The sequence below is a fragment of the Nocardia mexicana NBRC 108244 genome (genome assembly GCF_001613165.1).
GTDB lineage: Bacteria > Actinomycetota > Actinomycetes > Mycobacteriales > Mycobacteriaceae > Nocardia > Nocardia mexicana.
In genome coordinates, this window is the sequence record NZ_BDBV01000019.1 from 144,239 (window position 1) to 164,076 (window position 19,838).

Below are 19,838 nucleotides of genomic sequence, written 5' to 3' on the forward strand. Positions count from 1 at the left end.
CCGGGTGCGGGGTCAGTGCGGCGGCACCGCGGGCCGCAGGGCGGCGACATTGCGGGCCCTGGCGGCGCCCCACCACAGGCCGGTGCCGTAGGCGAGATCGTCGAGCCGCTTGCAGATCAGATACCGCACCGGGTCCAGCCCGCCCGCGTCGCGGTGGGTGAACCAGTCGGCCAGCCCGTCGGCGACAGCCATGGTGAGCGCCAGGCGCCGGATGCGCGGCGAGGCCACCATCGCCAGCACCGTGACGGGCCAATAGTGGCGGCACATCGCCGAGACGATCCGCCACACCCCGCCGGAGAAGCCGCGCGCCAACTGGATCGCGGCCACCCGGGTCGGGTTGTCGAGCTCGGCGAAGACCCGACGCAGCCGCACCAGCGCCGCGACCAGCGTGGCCACGCCGCCCAGCACACCCCAGCGGGAGGCGGTCGACAGCAGCGCCGTGGCCACCACCGACCAGAACGGCACCGACAGCGGCGCCACCATCCCGGCGTGCCGGCGGGCCAGCGGCGCCGCGCCCGCGCCGTGGGAAACCTTGCCCCCGAACCATTTTCCGAACGACACCGGATGGTCGCAGGCGACATGCGCGGCCGGTTCGTAGCGCAGCCGCCAGCCGGCCTGCTCCAGCCGCCAGCACAGATCGATATCGGCCGCGGAACGCATCTCCTCGTCGAACCCGCCCTCCGCCAGCAGCGCCCGACGCCGCACCAGCAGCGCCGCACCCGGCACGTGCGAGACCGCGCCGCGCGAGGTCACCGCCGCCTCGCGACGGCCGTGGTCGAGCGTCGAACGGGTCTGTTCGTAACGGCTCAGCACGGTGGAGTCCGGATCGCGCGTGACGATGCGGGGCGCCACCAGCGCCACCTCGGGATCGCTGAAATGTCCCAGCATCACCTCGAGCCAGCCCGCCTTCGGCACCACGTCGGAGTCCAGGAAGGCCACGAATTCGGTTGTGGCCGCGCGCAGTCCCGCGTTGCGCGCGGCGGCCGGTCCGTGGCGGCGGTCGTGGCGCAGCACCGTCACCCGGCAGCGGCCGCGGGTGCGCGGAATCGGCACCGGGCGATCCGAGCCGTCGTCGACCACCACCACGCTGTGCCCGCGCAACGTACCCAGCAGCCGCTCCAGCCCGGCCGCGTCGTTGCAGTGCGGGATCACCACGGTGACATCCTCGGGCGAGGGCAGCAGCCGCGGACGCGGGTTGGCCACACCGGAATCGAGCAGCCGTCTGGCAACCCCCGCCGAGGCCGGATCCGTCACCTCGAGAAACCCGTCACCGATCAGGGCGGCAGCCTCCGGCGCAAGTCGCAGCAACCTCGTCGGCGAACCACCGACGAGGAACCGCCCACCGGAGTAGGTGCGCACCCGCGGATCGATACGTACCCCGAACCCGTCGGGCAGTCGATCATGGCGCATTCCAGGGATGCTATGCGCTGATCGGCATTCGGTCATCCCGTGTCGAAAAAAACGGACCGAATTCGATGCGAATACCGCGGCCGCCGACGGATCCTCCCGCAGACGACCGGGCAGCAATTCTCCGAAGTTGCTGGCAATCCATCGGCAATCGACACTCCGGCCGTGACGCAGAACACCTTCGGCCCGTATGCAGTTCACCATTGGCTAATGCAGTCTTGCGACCGCAGCGATGCGCCGCGCGGTGCCGTCGCACACACACCGGCCAGCGCTTCCGCACGCGTTCTAGACTGCGGGGGTATCGGCAGGTTGAACGAACAGCAGATGACGGATGGCCGTCGTCATGAAACACCGAGGCGGGAGCTTGCGTAACCACGGAGGGCCTGAGAATGCCGCGGGCCGGATACGGCGCTGCGAGCGCCGGGCCTGGAGGCGGCGGCTTGCGTAACCACGGCGGGCCGGGGAACGGGCCCAATCAAACACTCTCGGAATCCGAGATCGTCGAGGCCGCGCTGCGCGTGGTGCGCGAGGACGGCGTGGAAAAGTTGTCCATGCGCCGGCTGTCCCGCGAACTCGGCGTCTCGCCGATGGCCCCGTACTACTACGTCGCCGACAAACGCGAACTACTCGATCTGGTCGCCTCCGCGGCCCTGACCGGAGTCCGGAAACCGCCGCCGGAGGCCGGGCCCTGGCAACATCGGCTGCGCGATCTCATCGATCAGATCGACGAAAAACTGCGCAAGCATCCGGGTCTCGGTGACGTACTCATCGAGCAGATGCTCGGCAAACAGCTCGATCTGATCGCCGCGGTAATGGAGATCCTGTTCGACGCGGGCTTCGACGACCGCAATGTGCTGGCCGCCTACGCCACCATTCACACCTATCTGTTCGGGCGCGCGCGCGTGAATCCGCGCGACCGTACGGCGCTCACCGATGCGCAGTTGCCGGATGCCGTGGCACGTGCCGTACACCACATCGGCGATCTGCGCGGCAAGTACACCTACGACTTCGGCATGGAGGTGCTGGTCGCCGGGCTGGAGGCCCAGCTTGTCCGGCAGCGGGATGGCCACGTACTATGAAACTAGAACACGTTCTAGTTTCGGTGGCTCCGGCTGCCAGGCGCGAGAGGACACCATGACCACTGTCGAAGTACCGCACAGCTCACGATCGGCCGTGCTGCGGGTCTCCGCGGTCATCGCCGAAACGGGCGATGCCTGCTCGCTGGTCTTCGATGTGCCCGAGGATTTGCGCGAACGGTTCACCTACCAGCCGGGCCAGTTCCTCACCCTGCGCATCCCCAGCGACCGGACCGGTTCGGTGGCGCGCTGCTACTCGCTGGCGAGTTCGCCGCACACCGACGACCGGCCGAAGGTGACGGTCAAGCGCACCGTCGACGGATACGCCTCGAACTGGGTGTGCGACAACGTGAAGGCGGGCGACGAGCTCGAAGTGCTGCCACCCTCGGGGGTTTTCACGCCCAAGGACCTCGACGAGGACCTGCAGCTGTTCGCCGCAGGCAGCGGCATCACGCCGGTGATGTCGATCCTGAAGTCCGCGCTGGCGCGGGGCAGCGGCCGCATCGTGCTCGTCTACGCCAACCGCGACCCCGAATCGGTCATCTTCGCGAGCGAACTGCGGGAGCTGGCCGACAAGCATCCGCAGCGGCTGGTCGTCGTGCACTGGCTGGAGACGCTGCAGGGGCTCCCGAGCGTCGAGGGGCTCGCGGCCGTGGTGGCGCCCTACGCCGAGCGCCGCGCCTTCATGTGCGGTCCGAAGCCCTTCATGGATCGCGTCCACGACGCGCTGGCCCAGGTCGGAGTGCCGCGCAACCGGACGCACGCCGAGATCTTCAACTCCCTCGCCGGTGATCCCTTCGCCGATGCGGCGCCGGTCGAGGTGAGCGAGGAAGAGCAGGCCGACGCCGCCACCGTCGAGGTGGAACTCGACGGCGAGACCCACAACCTCAGCTGGCCGCGCAAGCAGACCCTGGTGGACATCATGCTGTCCAAGGGCCTCGACGTGCCGTACTCCTGCCAGGAGGGCGAGTGCGGATCCTGCGCCTGCACCGTCCTCGAGGGCAAGGTGGAGATGGACAACGCCGAAATCCTCGACCCCGAGGACATCGAGGCGGGCTACATCCTCGGCTGCCAGGCCCACCCGGTCACCGACCACCTCAAGATCCAGTTCTGAGGGGCTACCGCAGCTCTCGATAGTGCTGCCGTGCTTCGGGTTTCAGGTGTTCGGTGGCGTAACTCAGTGCGGTGCGGCCCATTTCGGGGGCGTGGTGGTCGAGGAAGGTGGTCAGCTGGGGGCGGGCGATGCGCTTGCCTACCTCGCGCAGCATCCAGCCGACTGCCTTCTGGATCAGGTCGCGGCGGTCGGTGAGCAGTCGTTCGCAGAGGTCGAAGGTGGTCGAGGCGTCCCCGGCCTTGATGAAGGCGAAGGTGGACAGCAGCGCCACCCGCCGCTCCCACAGCGAATCCTGCTGTGCCAGCTGGAAAAGGAGATCCCGGGGGCGGTCCAGCAGCCAGGGGCCGAGCACGTTCTCCGCGGAGACGTCGACCAGATCCCAGTTGTTCACCCGCCCTCGACGCACCGCCGCCAGATACAGGTCGACGATCTTCTCCTGCGCCGCAACGTCATAGGTGCGGGGCTTCATGGCCCGTGCCATGGCGGCATTCAGCACGACCAGGCCCGCCAGGCGATGTTCGTGGACCGCACTGTCGAGCAGCACGTCGATCTCCGAAAGCGGCAGCGCCGCAAACCGCTTCGCCACCGACCGGGTCTGCGGCACCCGCACGCCGATGAACACGTCCCCCTCGCCGTACTCCCCCGGCCCGGTCTTGAAGAACCGCTGCAGGTGCACCGCATCGCCCGCGTCCGCCACTTCGGCCAGCGCGGCCTGCACGGCCGCCGCGGTCATCGGAGTACCGTCGACCGCACTACCCGTCGGATCCTTGCCGCCCACAACACCTCCCGCTCGGAGTGGAAGATCATCCACCGCCAGTATTGCCGGTGTGCCCCCCCAAGCCGTCTTCAGCCGTTCATTTCCGGCGTGTGGATGTCCCACTTCGAGATCAACCGGCCTACGCGGTCACTTTCCCGATCGAGACGGCATTTTCTGCCTCGACAGACCGAACAGCGCCCGTCCAGGCCGTTCAGGGGGCGGCCGCAGCGGCTCCGTGTTCAACCGGCAGCGTCGGCAGCTTGGAAGGCCGTCGCGCCCAGGACCCGGCCCGACTCGTAGGCGGCGGCAGCGGACGGCAGCACGCCCGGGCGGCCGCTGTTCAGCACCGTGACAGCGCCCGCACCGCCGCTCGGGCGACCCAGCGCGTCGATGCGCCGAAGCGTCTGGGCGGCAACGGCTTCGGCGCTGTCGAACAGGCGCATCTCGTTCGGCAACGCGGCCAGAATCGCATCCAGCACCAGCGGGTAGTGGGTGCAGCCGAGTACCACGCCCTCGGTGCCCGGCGGGGTGCGCTCGGCGGCCCGCACGATCGCCTCCTCGATCGCGGGCAGGTCGCCCCGGTCGATGGCGTCGGCCAGTCCGTGGCACGCCACGCCGGTCACCTCGGCGTCGCCGCCGAACCGCGCGATCAGATCGGCCTGGTACCGGCTGGCGGTGGTCGCGGCGGTCGCCCAGACCGCCACCTTCCGGCAGGCCGCGGCCGCGGGCTTGATGGCCGGGACCGTCCCGATCACCGGAATCTCGGGACCCACCTCGACCCGCACCTGCTCCAGCGCGGTCACACTGGCGGTATTGCACGGCAGCACGATCACCTCCGCGCCCAACTCCAGCGCACGCCGCGCGGCCCCCAGCACTCTGTCCACGACCCACTGCTCCGGCTTCGGCCCCCACGGGGCGCCGTCCGGGTCGGTCTGCAGCAGCAGATCCAGATCGGGCCGCAGCTTCCGCAGCCACGCCCCGGTGGGCAGCATCCCCAGTCCGGAATCGATGAGCGCGACGATCACCCCGCCAACTCTAATTAGCGCCCTCCCCACCCCACGCCGCACCCACCCCACCCGGAGGAAACAGCCACCCATTCCCTCACCCCTACCCGTTCCCGCACCACCTCCACTGCCCACAAGGCGTGCGTCGGCGTGCGAGAAGCACCACGCACCCTCGCAGCTCGGACGACGCTTGCCGCACGCCTTGCGTGTTCCCGCACCGGTTTCAGAGCCCTGCACGGCGTGCGTCGGCGCGCGAGAAACACCACACACCCTCGCAGCTGGCACGACTCTCGTCGCACGCCTTGCGTGTTCCCGCACCGCCTCCAGAGCGCTGCAAGGCGTGCGTCGGCACACAAAGCGTGCGAGAAGCACCACACACCCTCGCAGCTGGCACGACGTTCGTCGCACGCCTTGCGTGTTCCCGCACCGGTTCCGGAGCTCTGCAGGGGGTGCGGGAGCACGCGAGGGGGGCGGGAAGTGTGCTGGTGGTCAGCGGGCGGGGGCGGCTGCTCCGGCGAGTTGGGCGCGCATTTTCATGACGGCGCCTACCTTGCCCGCGCCGACTACGGCGGTGAGGGTGCCGTCGGCGAAGTAGTGGGCGAGGAATTTGCGGCCGTCGTCGTCCAGGATGCGGACCTCGTCGGCGGCGCCGGGGGTGCCGAGGACCTGGATCTTGAGGTTGTACTGGTCGCTCCACACGTAGGGGACGCGGGCGGCGGAGGGCGGTTCGGTACCCAGCAACGCGCACGCCAGCAACTGGGCCTGTTCGCCCGCATTGGTCCAGTGTTCGACGCGGCGGTGACCGCCGGTCTCGTGCCGCCAGGCCGCGACATCTCCGACGGCCCAGACGCCGTCGACCGCGGTCCGGCCCACATTGTCGGCGAGCACACCGCCACCCGCGCTCGGCTCGGCCAGCGGAATGCCGGACGCGGCGAGCCAATCGGTCACCGGCACCGAGCCGACACCGATCACCGCCAGCTCGGCCGCTACCTCGCTCCCGTCCGACAACCGCGCGCCACGCACCGAATCACCCTCGACGACAAGCGAATCCAGCCCGACCCCGCATCGCACGTCGACACCCTCCGCCCGGTGCAGGCGCGCGACGAGCCCGCCGACCTGCTCACCGAGCGCGGCGGCCAGCGGCGTCGGCTGCGGCTCCACCAGCACCACCTCCATGCCGCACGCCCGCAGGCTCGCCGCCACCTCGCAGCCGATGAAACCGGCGCCCACCACCAATGCCCTTGTCGCACCGGCCAATGCGCCGCGCAGCGCGGCCGCGTCCTCGTGCCGGCGCAGCACGTGCACGCCGGAGGCCTCCGGGAGACCCGGAATCCGCCTGGGCCGCAGCCCGGTTGCGATGATCAGGTGCCCGTAGGGGAGTTCCGAGCCGTCGGCGAGCAGCACCCGCCGCGCGGCGGTGTCCACGCCCGCGGCGCCGGTGCCCAGCCGCAGCTCGATGTCCTTCTCGGCGAAGAACTCGGCGGGCCGCAGCGTGGTGTCGTCGGTCTCGCCGCGCACGAACTGCTTCGACAGCGGCGGCCGATCGTAGGGCAGCCGCGTCTCGTCGCCGACCAGGATCAGCTCCCCGTAGTACCCGGCCCGGCGCAGTTCCTCCGCGGTGCGCAGCCCGGCCAGGCCCGCACCGACGATCACGATCGGCCCGGTCATCGCGCCACTCCCGAGCCGGAGGCCACGGACGGTTCAACGGTCACTGAAACGCATAGCTGCACGACAACCCACGCTATTCTAGAACTTGTTCTAATTTCTACCCCCACCCGGGCGGCGCACGAACTTCGGTACGAAATCTTGCTCCGCCAGGTATTGATCGGGCGGTCAATCAGAGTTATACCGAAAGGGAACATATTCCCAGCCCTCGAGGAGGCAACCATGTTCAGCGAGAGTCGCGCGCAAGACTTCGTAGCCGTCGTGCTCGGCGTCTTCACCGCGCTGTCACCCATCTGGGTCGACACCAGTACCCGGGCGATGTGGACGTTGATCGTCCTCGGTGCGCTCATCGCACTCAGCGGCCTGGCACAGTTGGCCCGGCCCGCGATGTCCAACCTGGACTATGCGATGGGCGTGTTCGGCGTGCTGCTGTTCATCTCCCCCTGGGTGATGAACTTCGACGAACTCAGCGGCGCCTCCTGGACCGCATGGATCGTCGGCGTCCTGACCGTGGTGGTCGCGGTGGCGGCGCTTCCGCAAGTAACGGCACGGCTGCATACTGCTCACTGATGCACATGCCGAAACCCCATCGAGCGGGGCGTCGCCGGAGCAAGAAGGTCGACGGCGACGCCCGTCAGCTCATCCTGGATGCCGCTGAGAATCTCTTCGCGACACATGGATTCGACGCGACCGCGACGGCGTCCATCGCCGCCGCGGCCGGCGTCCCGAAGGGCCTGGTCTTCTACTACTTCCCCACCAAGGATTCGATTCTGTCGGCGCTGATGGCCGAGCGGGTACCCGCCAACCCGCTCGACGACATCAATACCGTTGTGGCACCCGGCGATCCGGCCACGAGCCTGGTGAACCTGGATGCCGCGCTGAACCTGCGCGACCATCACTCCTCGGTGCTGCGCGTGATCATGTGGCGCGAGGCCGACACCCATCCGGATGTCCGCAAACAGCTGCGCCGCATGCGCGATCAACTGCTCGACGTCACCGCCCGGGTGCTCCAGGCCAGCGCGTCCGGACCGGTGCAACCCGGCACGCTGCGCGCCTGCGCGACCGCCTGGGTCTCGGCCGTGCTGGCCATCACCACCACCGACCGCCTGCACGCGCTCGACGGGCTCACCCTCCCCAGCGCCGACGAGATCCTCAACCTCTCCCAGGTCATCGCGGCAGGTATGACCCAACTCGGCTGAACCCGCGCCGATTCTCGTTCACCTGCCGTTTCCGATGCGTTCTCCCAGGAAAAACCGCATCCCGCGGTCGGCGTGTCGCACCGCCTACCGGACATTTCGCAATTTGAATACAAAACTGACCGGTCTTTCCGATGTTGCGAGATATCCGTGGAGGTCGTGTGTTTCGTCTGCCCCCTGCCAGCATCCCCGCCGAGGCCCGCCGTGGACTCCGACGCGTGCTGAGCGCACTGGGCGCAGTGGCCTTAGGGCTCGCACTCGCCGCACCGTCGGCCGCCCAGCCGATCTATCCGCGCCCGGACCCGGACCCCTTCTTCGCGGCCCCCGCGGACCTCGCCGACCATCCGCTCGGCGCGGTGCTCGCTACCCGGCCGATGCCGCCGCTGCCGATCTTCCCCGGCAGCACGGTCACGTCGATCAAGTTCCGCTCCAACAACTCTCACGGCGAACCGATCGCCGCGATCACCACCGTGCTGACACCGGCCAACCACGCGCCGGACGGACCGCTGCTCTCCTACCAGCACATCATCAACGGGCTCGGCGCCGACTGCGCCGTCTCGCACGTGCTGTACACACCCGATCCGAACCTGCAGGTGCGCGAGGCGCCCGCGTTGAACGCCCTGCTCGCACGCGGTTGGAGCATCGCGCTGCCCGACCACCTCGGACCGCAATTCGCTTACGGCGCGGCACGTCTGGGCGGCCAGATCACACTGGACGGCATCCGCGCGGTGCGGCAGGTACCCGAACTGCAGGTCGGCAAGAGCCGCGTCGCCATGGCCGGTTATTCCGGCGGCGGGATGGCGACGGGCTGGGCCGCGGCGCTACAGCCGGAATACGCACCCGAACTCGATATCGCCGGTGCCGCCACCGGCGGTGTGCCGATGAACATGGTGACCATGGTGAAGGCGCTGGGCGCCAACTCGCACCCGGCATTCGGGCTGGCGATGGCGGCCGCGATCGGACTCGAACGCGAATATCCGAACCGGCTGCCGATCAGCGACTATATGAACGCCAAGGGCATCGCCGCGCGCAACGCGATGGCCAACGGATGCACGAATGAAATCCTCGCCGCCGGGGCGGGGCGCAGTGCGCTCGAATATGCCAAGAACACCGAGCTGATCGACAGTCCGGACGCCTGGGCCGTGGTCGAGGAAAACAGCCTCGAGCTGTTCGACGGAATTCCGAAAACTCCCGTGTTCGAGTGGCATTCGCCGACGGATCCGCTGATCCCGATCGACGCGATCGTCAATACCAACCGCCGATACTGCGCGGCGGGCGTGCGCCTGCAGGCCGAACTGACCTCCTCACCGGAGCATCTGTCGGCCGCGGTACTGGGCGCGCCGGCCATGGTCGACTGGCTCGACGCCCGATTCCGCGGCGAGGCGGCCCCGTCGAACTGCTGAGGTGAGCGGGGGCACACGGCCTGAAGCCGCCGTGCGGCGGGGATAGCATGGCGGCTATGACGGATGCTTTCGCCAGTTTCGGGGAACCCAATCGCACACGACCGGAAGGGGCTCGCCTCACCCATCCGGTCAACAACTCGGGTCCGTCATCGGCGAATTCCCTGACCGGCATCGACACCTCCGCGGACAGTCCGTTCGGCCCCGAGATGCAGTGGAATCAGCTGGATTTCGCCACGCAGTGGGCCAATGCGGCGACACAATCCCCCGCGCCGTCGCCCGAACCGACCGTCAGCCGTTCCGAATCCCTGATGTCGGCCCCCGATTCGGTGGCGATCAGGCCGGAGTCGACCACACCGACGGACCCCGGCATGCGCCGGGGTGAATCGGCGCCGAATCCACCCGATTCGATCACCCCGCGACGGGATTCGATCAACCCGCGAAACGGTTTTCCTGCGCCACCGAACGACTCGATCACCCCACACAGCGAGTTCTCCACCTCGCCGAACGGTTTCGCGTCCGCGACGAGCGGAACCATAACTCCGCACAGCGACTTTTCCACCCCGGCAAACGATTCCGCTGCCCGACGCAACGACTTCACCACCCCGGCGAACGACTTCACCACCCCGACAAACCAATCCGCCACCCCACGCAACGACTTCTCCAGCGCGTCGAACAACTTCACCTCCACTGCGCGCGAATCCGGGACCCCACGCAACGACTTCTCCACCTCGGCAAACAACTTCACCGCACCGGCGAACGAATCCGGGACGCCGAACAACAATTTCACGGCCCCGCTCAACGACTTCGCCGCCCCGGCAAACGACTTCGCCGCGCGCACCGACTTCGCCGCGTCGCGCAGCGACCTCACCACGCAGAGCGAATCGGTCGCGCCGCACACGGACTCCGTCGCGTCTCGGTCCGAACCGGTCGTCCCGCAGCGGCCCGAGGCGGGCGCCGCGGAACCCGACCCTCGCACGCGTGCCGAGGTCGGACTGCCCCAGCGCGGCTCCGGCGGCCCCACGGCCGGAACCGGCATTCCTCGACGCGGTTCCGCCGCCAGTCCGGAGTCCGATCCCGCCCGGCCTCCGCTGCGTACCCGTCAGCACCCCGAGCACCCGACGGCCGCGGAGACCACATCGCTCGCCGAGACCTCACAGCGCGCAGCGGCCTCACCGCGGGGCGAGACCACACGGCACGCCGAGCCCGCGCCGCCCGCCGAAGCCATGCCGCGCAACGACAGCGCCCCCGCCCGCCGCACCCTGGAGCCGTCACCGGCCCGCCGCGCCGCCAACCACCGCCAGGCCACGGCCCGCGACGATTCCCCCACCACGGTCGACGTCCAGCTGGTGATGCAACTGCTGCTGGCCAGCCACAACCTGGAGAACATCGCCAAGAAGGCCGAGGCGGGCGAAATCTCCCTCGACGATTTCATCCGCGCCGCCTACCGCACCCGCACCGCCGCGGTGGACCTGGTCTCCGCCTGGTTCGGCGGCGCCGACCAGATGCGCCAGTTCGCCGAGGCCCTATTAGCCGCAACCGAACCAACCTGACAACCGGGCCCGCTGCCCGCCCCGAAATACGAAAAAGGCCGCTCCCCGAGGGGAACGGCCCTTTCGGTAAGAACGTGTCTTACTTGATGATCTTCGTGACGCGACCGGCGCCGACGGTGCGGCCACCCTCACGAATCGCGAAGCGCAGGCCCTCTTCCATGGCGATCGGCTGGATCAGCTTGACGCTCATCTCGGTGTTGTCGCCCGGCATGACCATCTCGGTGCCCTCGGGGAGGGTGACGACACCGGTCACGTCGGTGGTGCGGAAGTAGAACTGCGGGCGGTAGTTGTTGAAGAACGGCGTGTGCCGGCCGCCCTCGTCCTTGGCCAGGATGTAGGCCTGGCCCTCGAACTCGGTGTGCGGGGTGGTGGTGCCCGGCTTGATGACGACCTGGCCGCGCTCCACGTCCTCGCGCTTGATGCCACGGATCAGCAGACCCGCGTTGTCGCCGGCCTCGGCCGAGTCCAGCAGCTTCCGGAACATCTCGATGCCGGTGATGGTGGTCTTGGTCTTCTCCGGACGGATGCCGACGATCTCGACTTCCTCGTTCAGCTTGACCTGACCACGCTCGACACGACCGGTGACGACGGTGCCACGACCGGTGATCGTGAAGACGTCCTCGATCGGCATCAGGAACGGCTTGTCGGTCTCGCGGACCGGGTCCGGGATCGACTCGTCGACGGCGTTCATCAGCTCGACGATGGACTCCGACCACTTCTCGTCGCCCTCGAGCGCCTTCAGGCCGGAGACGCGCACGACCGGCGCGTCCTCGTCGAACTCCTGCGAGGCCAGCAGCTCGCGGACCTCCATCTCGACGAGCTCCAGGATCTCCTCGTCGTCGACCATGTCCGACTTGTTCAGCGCGACCAGGATGTAGGGCACGCCGACCTGACGGGCGAGCAGCACGTGCTCACGGGTCTGCGGCATCGGGCCGTCGGTGGCGGCGACCACGAGGATGGCGCCGTCCATCTGGGCCGCACCGGTGATCATGTTCTTGATGTAGTCGGCGTGGCCCGGAGCGTCGACGTGGGCGTAGTGCCGCTTGTCGGTCTGGTACTCGACGTGGGAGATGTTGATCGTGATACCACGAGCCTTCTCCTCCGGAGCCTTGTCGATCTGGTCGAACGCAAAGCTCTGGTTCAACTCGGGGTACTTGTCGTGCAGAACCTTGGTGATAGCCGCCGTCAGCGTGGTCTTGCCGTGGTCGACGTGACCGATGGTGCCGATGTTGACGTGGGGCTTCGTCCGCTCGAACTTCGCCTTCGCCACTTGATGTCCTCCTGGACTTGTTGGTGCTTGCTATGCAGCAGTGCGGTTTGTAAGGGTCACCCCCGCCTGCGCGGGGATTGGGTCGTGCGTGACCGACTATTCGCCGGTCGCCTTGGCGATGATCTCCTTCGACACGTTGGCCGGAACCTCCGCGTACGAATCGAACACCATGGAGAAGTTCGCCCGGCCCTGGGTCTTCGACCGCAGATCACCGATGTATCCGAACATCTCCGAGAGCGGAACCAGCGCCTTGACGACACGGGCACCACTGCGCTCCTCCATGGCCTGGATCTGACCACGGCGGGAGTTCAGGTCGCCGATCACGTCGCCCATGTACTCCTCGGGCGTGGTGACCTCGACGGCCATGAGCGGCTCGAGGATCACCGGACCGGCCTTGCGGGCCGCTTCCTTGAGGGCCTGCGCACCCGCGATCTTGAACGCCATTTCCGAGGAGTCGACCTCGTGGTAGGCGCCGTCGAGCAGCTTGGCCTTCAGGTTGACCAGCGGGTAACCAGCGAGAACACCGTATTGCATGGCGTCCTGGATGCCGGCGTCCACCGAAGGGATGTACTCGCGCGGCACGCGGCCACCGGTGACCTTGTTCTCGAACTCGTAGGTCGCGCCATCCTCGCCGGTGAACGGCTCGAGGGCGACGATCACGCGCGCGAACTGGCCGGAGCCACCCGTCTGCTTCTTGTGGGTGTACTCGTGCTTCTCGACGACCTTGGTGATGGTCTCGCGGTAGGCCACCTGCGGCTTGCCGATGTTGGCCTCGACCTTGAACTCGCGCTTCATGCGGTCGACGTAGATGTCGAGCTGCAGCTCGCCCATGCCGCCGATGACGGTCTGGCCGGTCTCGGCGTCCAGCTTCACGTTGAAGGTGGGGTCCTCCTCCGCGAACTTCTGGATGGCGGTGCCCAGCTTCTCCTGGTCGGCCTTCGTCTTCGGCTCGATGGCCACCTCGATGACCGGGTCCGGGAAGGACATGGACTCCAGCACGATCTGGTTCTGCGGATCGCACAGAGTGTCACCGGTGGTGGTGTCCTTCAGGCCGATGACCGCGTAGATGTGGCCCGCCTGGGCCTCATCGATCGGCTGCTCCTTGTTGGAGTGCATCTGGAACAGCTTGCCCAGACGCTCCTTCTTGCCCTTGGTCGAGTTGATGACCTGGGCGCCGGAGGCGACCTTGCCCGAGTACACGCGCACGTAGGTCAGCTTGCCGAAGAACGGGTGCGTCGAAACCTTGAACGCCAGCGCCGCGAACGGCTCCGTGGTGTCGGGGTTCCGGTGGATGATCTCGTCCTCTTTGTTGGGGACGTGACCGTCGGTGCCACCGTCGTCCAGTGGCGTCGGCAGGTAGTCGATGACGGCGTCGAGCATGGGCTGCACGCCCTTGTTCTTGAACGCCGAACCGCACAGCACCGGGTAGAGCTCGGAGTTGACGGTCAGCTTGCGGATGGCGCCCTTGATCTCCTCGATCGTGAGCTCCTCGCCGCCGAAGAACTTCTCCAGCAGCGCCTCGTCCGACTCCGCGACGGTCTCCAGCAGCTCCTGGCGGTACTGCTCGGCCTTCTCGGCCAGATCCGCCGGGATCTCGATGGTCTCGTAGGACTCGCCGAGCTTGGTCTCGCCCTTCCAGACCTTGGCGTTCATCTCGACGAGGTCGACGATGCCCTCGAACTCGCTCTCCGCGCCGATCGGCAGCTGGATGACCAGCGGCTTGGCGCCGAGGCGGTCCTTGATGGTCTGCACCGTGAAGTAGAAGTCGGCGCCCAGCTTGTCCATCTTGTTGACGAAGCAGATGCGCGGGACGTCGTACTTGTCGGCCTGCCGCCAGACCTGCTCGGACTGCGGCTCAACGCCCTCTTTGCCGTCGAAAACGGCGACCGCACCGTCGAGCACGCGCAGCGATCGCTCCACCTCGACCGTGAAGTCGACGTGGCCCGGCGTGTCGATGATGTTGATCTGGTTGTCTTTCCAGAAGCAGGTCGTCGCGGCCGACGTGATCGTGATGCCGCGCTCCTGCTCCTGGGCCATCCAGTCCATCGTGGCGGCGCCGTCGTGAACCTCACCGATCTTGTAGGTGATACCGGTGTAGAAGAGGATGCGTTCGGTTGTCGTGGTCTTGCCGGCATCGATGTGGGCCATGATGCCGATGTTGCGGACCTTGTTGAGGTCGGTGAGCACGTCCTGTGCCACGGAAATCTTCCCCGCTCGTAGCTAGTTGGGATTTTCGGGAACGACCCTGGCTCCGTTTCGGAGGCCCAGAGGCCATCACTTTTTCAACGTCGGGCGCGGCCTGCGAGTGCCACGCCCGACTGTGACTCGCCTTCCGGGGACGGAGCCCGGGAGTCGAATCACCAGCGGTAGTGCGCGAAGGCCCGGTTGGACTCGGCCATCTTGTGGGTGTCCTCGCGGCGCTTCACCGAGGCGCCCAGACCGTTGCTGGCATCCAGCAGCTCGTTGGCCAGACGCTCGACCATGGTCTTCTCGCGACGGGCGCGGGAGAAGTTGACCAGCCAGCGCAGCGCCAGGGTGTTGGCGCGGCCCGGACGGACCTCGACCGGAACCTGGTAGGTGGCGCCACCGACGCGGCGGGGCTTCACCTCGAGGGACGGCTTGACGTTGTCCAGCGCGCGCTTGAGGGTGACGACCGGATCGGTGCCGGTCTTCTCGCGCGCCTGCTCCATGGCGCCGTAGACGATGCGCTCGGCGGTGGACTTCTTGCCGTCCAGCAGGATCTTGTTGACCAGCTGAGTAACCAGCGGCGAACCGTAGACCGGGTCGTTGATCAGCGGACGCTTGGGTGCGGGGCCCTTGCGTGGCATATCAGCTCTTCTCCTTCTTGGCGCCGTAACGGCTGCGAGCCTGCTTGCGGTTCTTCACACCCTGGGTGTCGAGCGAACCGCGGATGATCTTGTAGCGCACACCCGGGAGGTCCTTCACACGACCGCCGCGCACGAGCACCATCGAGTGCTCCTGCAGGTTGTGGCCCTCACCGGGGATGTAGGCCGTGACCTCGACCGCGCTGGTCAGGCGAACACGCGCGACCTTACGCAGCGCGGAGTTCGGCTTCTTCGGGGTCGTGGTGTACACGCGAGTGCACACGCCACGACGCTGCGGGCTCCCCTTCAGGGCCGCGGTCTTCTGCTTCGCGACCTTGTCGCGACGACCCTTGCGGACCAGCTGGTTGATGGTTGGCATATACCGGCTTTCTTTATTCAGTAACCAGGTGTCTGGAGTTCTTCACGTCTGTACTTGTCGGCGGTGTTCACTCGGGCCCTGCGTGGTTACGCAAGCTTCCGCCTTCGGGCCTGTCCGTTCACACCGCGGTCATCGAGCTTTCACCCGTCCGCCCGGACCGCGTTCCTCGCGTCCCGAGGTCGGGCGTGTCGCGCGCAGTTCATGCCTACTTTTCCGGGCACGCTGAAACGGTCGGCCGCTCTCGCTGGCTTACGTCCTGCACACGAACCTGCCCGCAGCTTCCGGGCACAGCGATCCACGATACCCGTCGGCGCGGCGAGGGGCAAAAGCGGGTACCCCGTGGTAGGCCGGGGTACGACGCCAGCGTGGCGGTATCGGGTTATCTGGCTAGGTTCAACGTCAACTCTGCCAGTTTCTTGGCGCCTTCGCACGGATCCGGATGACCCGATCCGGGGCGATAGTTCACCCACCAGCCGATGACTCCGGCGTCGGCGGCCGGGGCCATCACGCCGCAGGAGTCCGAATCGTTGGGCCGATGCACCTGCAGCGCCCGGCGACCCTGGACGTTGATATCGACGGTGGTGTATCCGAGCCTGTCGTTGTTCTGCTTCTCGTTGGGCAGCGAACCCATCTCGTACCAGTTCAGGGTGGCCATGCCGTCGCCGCCGGGGGCCCCGATCAGATCCCACATGCACACCGCGCCGTTGAACGAGGACGAAACGTCCTGGGCGCCGGTGGCCTTGGCGATCTCGTCGGCCTGGACCACCTCGCACTCGCGCAGCAGCTTGTCGAAGTTCATGTTGACTCCGGTGCCGCCGCCCGCCGGCTCCGCGGAACCGGACACGGTGCGCCCGCATCCGCCGACCGTCACCGCGACCGCCAGCGCCGCGACCGAGGCCGCCGCCGCCTTCGCCACTCGCCTGCCCTGGCCGCTCATACCGCCCCTCACTTCAGTCGCTGCACGGTCAGCTCGGCCATCTTGCGATTCTTCACGCACGGATCGCCGCCCGGCTGCCCGAAGAATCCCGCGGAGGTCGACCATTCGAAGAAGTCGTCACCGAGCCGCACGGCCAGGTCGCAGATGCTGCCGTCGACGGTGGCGTCCTGGAAGCCGGGATGCCCAGCGACCTCGATGCTCTCCGGGTTGCGGCCCTGCGCGGTAACCCACGCCCGTTCTCGCTCGATCGGGCTGCCCCGGTACGAGGCGAAGGTGACGCTCGGTGAGCCGACGCCGGCGGCCAGCCAGTTGCAGCCCACCGAATTCTTGTACGACCGCGAGATCTGCCCCAGCTCACCGAGATCGCGCACCTCGTCGTCGGTGAGGTTGCCGCACTCCCCCACGAACGGGCCCAGTGTCGCGACCTTCATCGGTGGTCGCACGGACGGCGACTCGGTATCGGAGTTGTCGCCCGACCCGCACGCCGTCAGCAGCGCTGCGATGGCCGTCCCCATGACGATCGCCGACATGATCCGCATGCCGCCGACTCTACTGGGCGGGGCGGCGGCACACAGTTCACCGCGCGCCCGCCCGCCGAGGCTACAGATTCCCCCGCGCCTCCTGTTCGCGCTCGATGGCCTGGAACAGGGCCTTGAAATTGCCCTTTCCGAAGCCGAGTGAGCCGTGGCGTTCGATGAGTTCGAAGAAGACCGTGGGGCGGTCGGTGAGCGGGCGGCAGAAGATCTGCAGCAGATAGCCGTCCTCGTCGCGGTCGACCAGAATGCCGCGGGACTGCAACTGCTCGACCGGAACCCGGACGTGGCCGATGCGGGCGCGCAGTTCCGGATCCTCGTAATAGGTGTCGGGGGTGTCCAGGAATTCGACGCCCTCGCGGCGCAGCGTGTCCACGGTGGTGAGGATGTCGCCGGTGGCCAGCGCGATGTGCTGCACGCCCGGGCCGCGGTAGAACTCGAGGTACTCGTCGATCTGAGACTTCTTGCGGCCCACCGCGGGCTCGTTGAGCGGGAACTTCACCCGGTGATTGCCATTGGCCACGACCTTGCTCATCAGCGCCGAATAGTCGGTGGCGATGTCGTCGCCGACGAACTCGGCCATGTTCTCGAAACCCATGACGCGGCGGTAGAACTCGACCCACCGGTCCATCTGCCCGAGTTCCACATTGCCGACGACGTGGTCGATCGCCTGGAACAGCCGTCGCGGCGCACCGTCGCGCGGGACGAAACCCGATTGCCTGGCGATGTACCCCGGCAGATAGGGGCCGTCGTAGCGGGAGCGGTCGACCAGCGTGTGCCGGGTCTCGCCGTAGGTGGCCAGCGCGGCGGTGCGGACCGTGCCGAATTCGTCCGTGTCGTCGTGCGGTTCGGCGAGTACGGTCGCGCCGTGCGTACGCGCCCACTCGACGCACCGGTCGACATCGGGGACCTCGAGCGCGATGTCCACGACCCCGTCGCCGTGCCGATCATGATGTGCGACAAGCGGACTGGCCGGATCCACGGCACCGGTGACCACGAATCGCGCACTGCCGCTGCGCAATACGAAGGCCTTGTGGTCGCGGTTGCCGGTCTCGGGTCCCGAATAGGCTTCCAGCCGCATCCCGAAGGCCGACTGCATATAGTGCGCGAACTGGGTGGCGTTGCCGACCACCCACACCAGCGCGTCCCAGCCGATCACCGGGAACGGATCGCTGTCGGCGTCGTGGTCGACCAGTCCGATCAGCCGCCGCAGCTCGGCATCCGACGGTGCGGTGTCGAGCGGCGCGGTGTCCGGCAACTCCGTGGTCCGGCTAGCCCTGGGCAGATGCTCGGTAGTCATGTACCCAGGTAATCGCCGGAGCGTGGCACTGAGCAATATCGGCAAAATTCGATAGACATCATGGTGAATTGCGCCACCAAGTAGCCGTTCATGCTGGACAATTTGAATAGATCACGAGCATGGAGTGGAGATGACGATGGCACGCACCGCCGCCAGGCTGGACGAGTTGGATCTGGCGATCCTCACCGCGATGCACGAATACCAGAAGGCGGGCATCCTCGAGCTGTCGCGGCGCACCCGCGTCGCCCGTGCGACCGTACAGTCGCGCATCGCCCGCATGGAGGAGTCCGGGGTGATCTCCTCCTACGATCCGCAGATCGACGTCACCGCCGCCGGTTTCGACGTGCAGGCGTTCGTCACGCTGGAGATCGCGCAGGGCGCGCTGGACGCGGTCGCCGCCGACCTGGAGACCATTCCCGGCGTGCTGGAGGCCTACGCCACCACGGGTTCCGGCGATGTGCTGTGCCGCATCGGCGCCGACTCCCACGCGGGCCTGCAATCGGTGCTGCTGAGCATCGATCGCAGCGCCGCGGTGGTCCGCTCGCACAGCGTCATCGTCCTGTCCACGGTGGTCACCCACCGCACCCTCCCCCTCCTCCGCACCCTCACCCCCGCCGGCACCAGCAAGGCTCCCGCCTACCGCAACCACGCCTGATCCCGGCCAAAAGCACGCCGGGAAATAAGAATGGATGCTCGCGCCGGGAGATGAGACGGGCGCACGGACGGGGGCGATGCGAGTAAGGCTCGAGCCGGACGGGCGGGACGGGTTATTGCCTGCGTAGGCGGGTGATCAGGCCTAAGACGTGGGCCTCGGCGGCGGTGCGGGCGTCGTCGGGATGTCCCGACTCCAGGGACTCGACGATGCGGCGGTGTTCGCGCAGGGCGATGCGGCGGTTGGCCTCGCTGCGCCACAGGTCGCCGCGGTACAGGTGGGCCTGGGCCTCCAGGCGGGCGAGTTCGTCTGCGAGCGTGCGGTTTCCGGACCGGTCCCGGACGAAGGCGTGGAATTCCAGATCCAGTTCGGTATCGCGCGCGGTGTCGGTGTTGTCGCGCAGGTTCTTCTCCTGCGCGGCCAGCATCGCGTTCAGCTTGGCCAGGTCGAACGCGGTGACGCGGGTGGCGGCCGCGGCGGCGGCCAGGCCGTCGAGCACGGCCCGCACCGCGAGCACGTCACACACCTGTTCGTCGTCGATCGTGGCCACGCGCGCACCGGCGTGCGGCACGGCGACCGCCAGGCCCTCGTAGATGAGCTGCTGCACCGCTTCCCGCACCGGGCTCCGGCTGACGCCGAGCCGATTCGACAGCCCGGGCACGCTCAGCGGTGTCCCCGGTTCCAGCTCACCGGACAGCACCAGCTGCCGCAGTTGCCGGTGCACGGACTCGCCCAGCAGCGCACCGGCGGTCGGATCGGCGGCGGTCATC

The 19,838-nt window shown here is 67.8% G+C and carries 19 protein-coding genes; 7 read left to right on the top strand and 12 right to left on the bottom strand.

What is annotated here, in order from left to right:
* Positions 1-12: 12 nt before the first annotated feature.
* Positions 13-1,410 carry a mycofactocin biosynthesis glycosyltransferase MftF gene (mftF, locus tag NM1_RS06850; protein ID WP_068015180.1) on the bottom strand — a complete coding sequence of 466 codons (1,398 nt, stop codon included), beginning with the start codon at positions 1,408-1,410 and terminating at the stop codon, positions 13-15.
* Positions 1,411-1,847: 437 nt separating this feature from the next.
* On the opposite strand from mftF, the gene mftR2 reads away from it, so the two are divergent.
* Both mftR2 and NM1_RS06860 read left to right on the top strand, forming a co-directional pair.
* Positions 1,848-2,486, top strand: coding sequence for a mycofactocin system transcriptional regulator MftR2 (gene mftR2, locus NM1_RS06855; protein WP_246011161.1), 639 nt, complete (start codon positions 1,848-1,850; stop codon positions 2,484-2,486).
* Between the two features lie 55 nt (positions 2,487-2,541).
* Positions 2,542-3,597, top strand: coding sequence for a ferredoxin--NADP reductase (locus tag NM1_RS06860; protein ID WP_068015183.1), 1,056 nt, complete (start codon positions 2,542-2,544; stop codon positions 3,595-3,597).
* A 4-nt stretch (positions 3,598-3,601) separates the two neighbouring features.
* On the opposite strand, the gene NM1_RS06865 is transcribed toward NM1_RS06860, so the two are convergent.
* The 3 genes from NM1_RS06865 to NM1_RS06875 form a co-directional block, all read right to left on the bottom strand.
* A complete protein-coding gene (locus NM1_RS06865; RefSeq protein WP_068015355.1) occupies positions 3,602-4,330 on the bottom strand; it encodes a DNA alkylation repair protein in 729 nt (242 codons plus the stop codon).
* A 263-nt stretch (positions 4,331-4,593) separates the two neighbouring features.
* Complete coding sequence (locus NM1_RS06870) at positions 4,594-5,379, bottom strand: glutamate racemase (RefSeq protein WP_068015186.1); 786 nt, start codon at positions 5,377-5,379, stop codon at positions 4,594-4,596.
* Positions 5,380-5,847: 468 nt separating this feature from the next.
* A complete protein-coding gene (locus NM1_RS06875; RefSeq protein ID WP_068015189.1) occupies positions 5,848-7,026 on the bottom strand; it encodes an NAD(P)/FAD-dependent oxidoreductase in 1,179 nt (392 codons plus the stop codon).
* 219 nt (positions 7,027-7,245) lie between these two features.
* Between NM1_RS06875 and NM1_RS06880 the strand changes: the two genes are divergently transcribed.
* The 4 genes from NM1_RS06880 (at position 7,246) to NM1_RS41990 (ending at position 11,172) form a co-directional block, all read left to right on the top strand.
* The gene (locus NM1_RS06880) at positions 7,246-7,593 is read left to right on the top strand and encodes an SPW repeat domain-containing protein (RefSeq protein ID WP_068015193.1); all 348 of its coding nucleotides are present in this window, start codon (positions 7,246-7,248) and stop codon (positions 7,591-7,593) included.
* Entirely contained in the window at positions 7,593-8,222 is a 630-nt protein-coding gene (locus tag NM1_RS06885) for a TetR/AcrR family transcriptional regulator (protein WP_114699523.1), read from the top strand. Before NM1_RS06880 ends, NM1_RS06885 begins: the two co-directional genes overlap by 1 nt.
* Positions 8,223-8,353: 131 nt before the next feature.
* Complete coding sequence (locus NM1_RS06890) at positions 8,354-9,622, top strand: lipase family protein (RefSeq protein ID WP_084519227.1); 1,269 nt, start codon at positions 8,354-8,356, stop codon at positions 9,620-9,622.
* Positions 9,623-9,678: 56 nt separating this feature from the next.
* Positions 9,679-11,172, top strand: coding sequence for a hypothetical protein (locus NM1_RS41990; protein WP_068015198.1), 1,494 nt, complete (start codon positions 9,679-9,681; stop codon positions 11,170-11,172).
* A gap of 79 nt (positions 11,173-11,251) precedes the next feature.
* Here the strand turns inward: NM1_RS41990 and tuf are convergent, their stop codons facing one another.
* From tuf to hppD, 7 genes are all read right to left on the bottom strand, one after another.
* Positions 11,252-12,442, bottom strand: coding sequence for an elongation factor Tu (tuf, locus tag NM1_RS06900; protein WP_068015202.1), 1,191 nt, complete (start codon positions 12,440-12,442; stop codon positions 11,252-11,254).
* Between the two features lie 96 nt (positions 12,443-12,538).
* On the bottom strand, positions 12,539-14,641 hold the full coding sequence (gene fusA, locus NM1_RS06905) for an elongation factor G (protein ID WP_068015205.1): 2,103 nt from the start codon (positions 14,639-14,641) through the stop codon (positions 12,539-12,541).
* A gap of 158 nt (positions 14,642-14,799) precedes the next feature.
* Entirely contained in the window at positions 14,800-15,270 is a 471-nt protein-coding gene (rpsG, locus tag NM1_RS06910) for a 30S ribosomal protein S7 (RefSeq protein ID WP_062978101.1), read from the bottom strand.
* Between the two features lies 1 nt (position 15,271).
* Entirely contained in the window at positions 15,272-15,646 is a 375-nt protein-coding gene (rpsL, locus tag NM1_RS06915) for a 30S ribosomal protein S12 (protein WP_024802068.1), read from the bottom strand.
* A 379-nt stretch (positions 15,647-16,025) separates the two neighbouring features.
* The gene (locus NM1_RS06920) at positions 16,026-16,583 is read right to left on the bottom strand and encodes a DUF3558 domain-containing protein (protein WP_068015207.1); all 558 of its coding nucleotides are present in this window, start codon (positions 16,581-16,583) and stop codon (positions 16,026-16,028) included.
* An 8-nt stretch (positions 16,584-16,591) separates the two neighbouring features.
* Positions 16,592-17,122: a DUF3558 domain-containing protein gene (locus NM1_RS06925; protein WP_068015210.1), complete on the bottom strand. Its 531-nt coding sequence runs from the start codon at positions 17,120-17,122 to the stop codon at positions 16,592-16,594.
* A 61-nt stretch (positions 17,123-17,183) separates the two neighbouring features.
* The gene (gene hppD, locus NM1_RS06930) at positions 17,184-18,416 is read right to left on the bottom strand and encodes a 4-hydroxyphenylpyruvate dioxygenase (RefSeq protein ID WP_084519231.1); all 1,233 of its coding nucleotides are present in this window, start codon (positions 18,414-18,416) and stop codon (positions 17,184-17,186) included.
* 136 nt (positions 18,417-18,552) lie between these two features.
* Between hppD and NM1_RS06935 the strand changes: the two genes are divergently transcribed.
* The gene (locus tag NM1_RS06935) at positions 18,553-19,071 is read left to right on the top strand and encodes an Lrp/AsnC family transcriptional regulator (RefSeq protein WP_068015361.1); all 519 of its coding nucleotides are present in this window, start codon (positions 18,553-18,555) and stop codon (positions 19,069-19,071) included.
* 112 nt (positions 19,072-19,183) lie between these two features.
* Here the strand turns inward: NM1_RS06935 and NM1_RS06940 are convergent, their stop codons facing one another.
* The gene (locus NM1_RS06940) at positions 19,184-19,837 is read right to left on the bottom strand and encodes a GntR family transcriptional regulator (protein WP_068015216.1); all 654 of its coding nucleotides are present in this window, start codon (positions 19,835-19,837) and stop codon (positions 19,184-19,186) included.
* Position 19,838 lies beyond the last annotated feature (1 nt).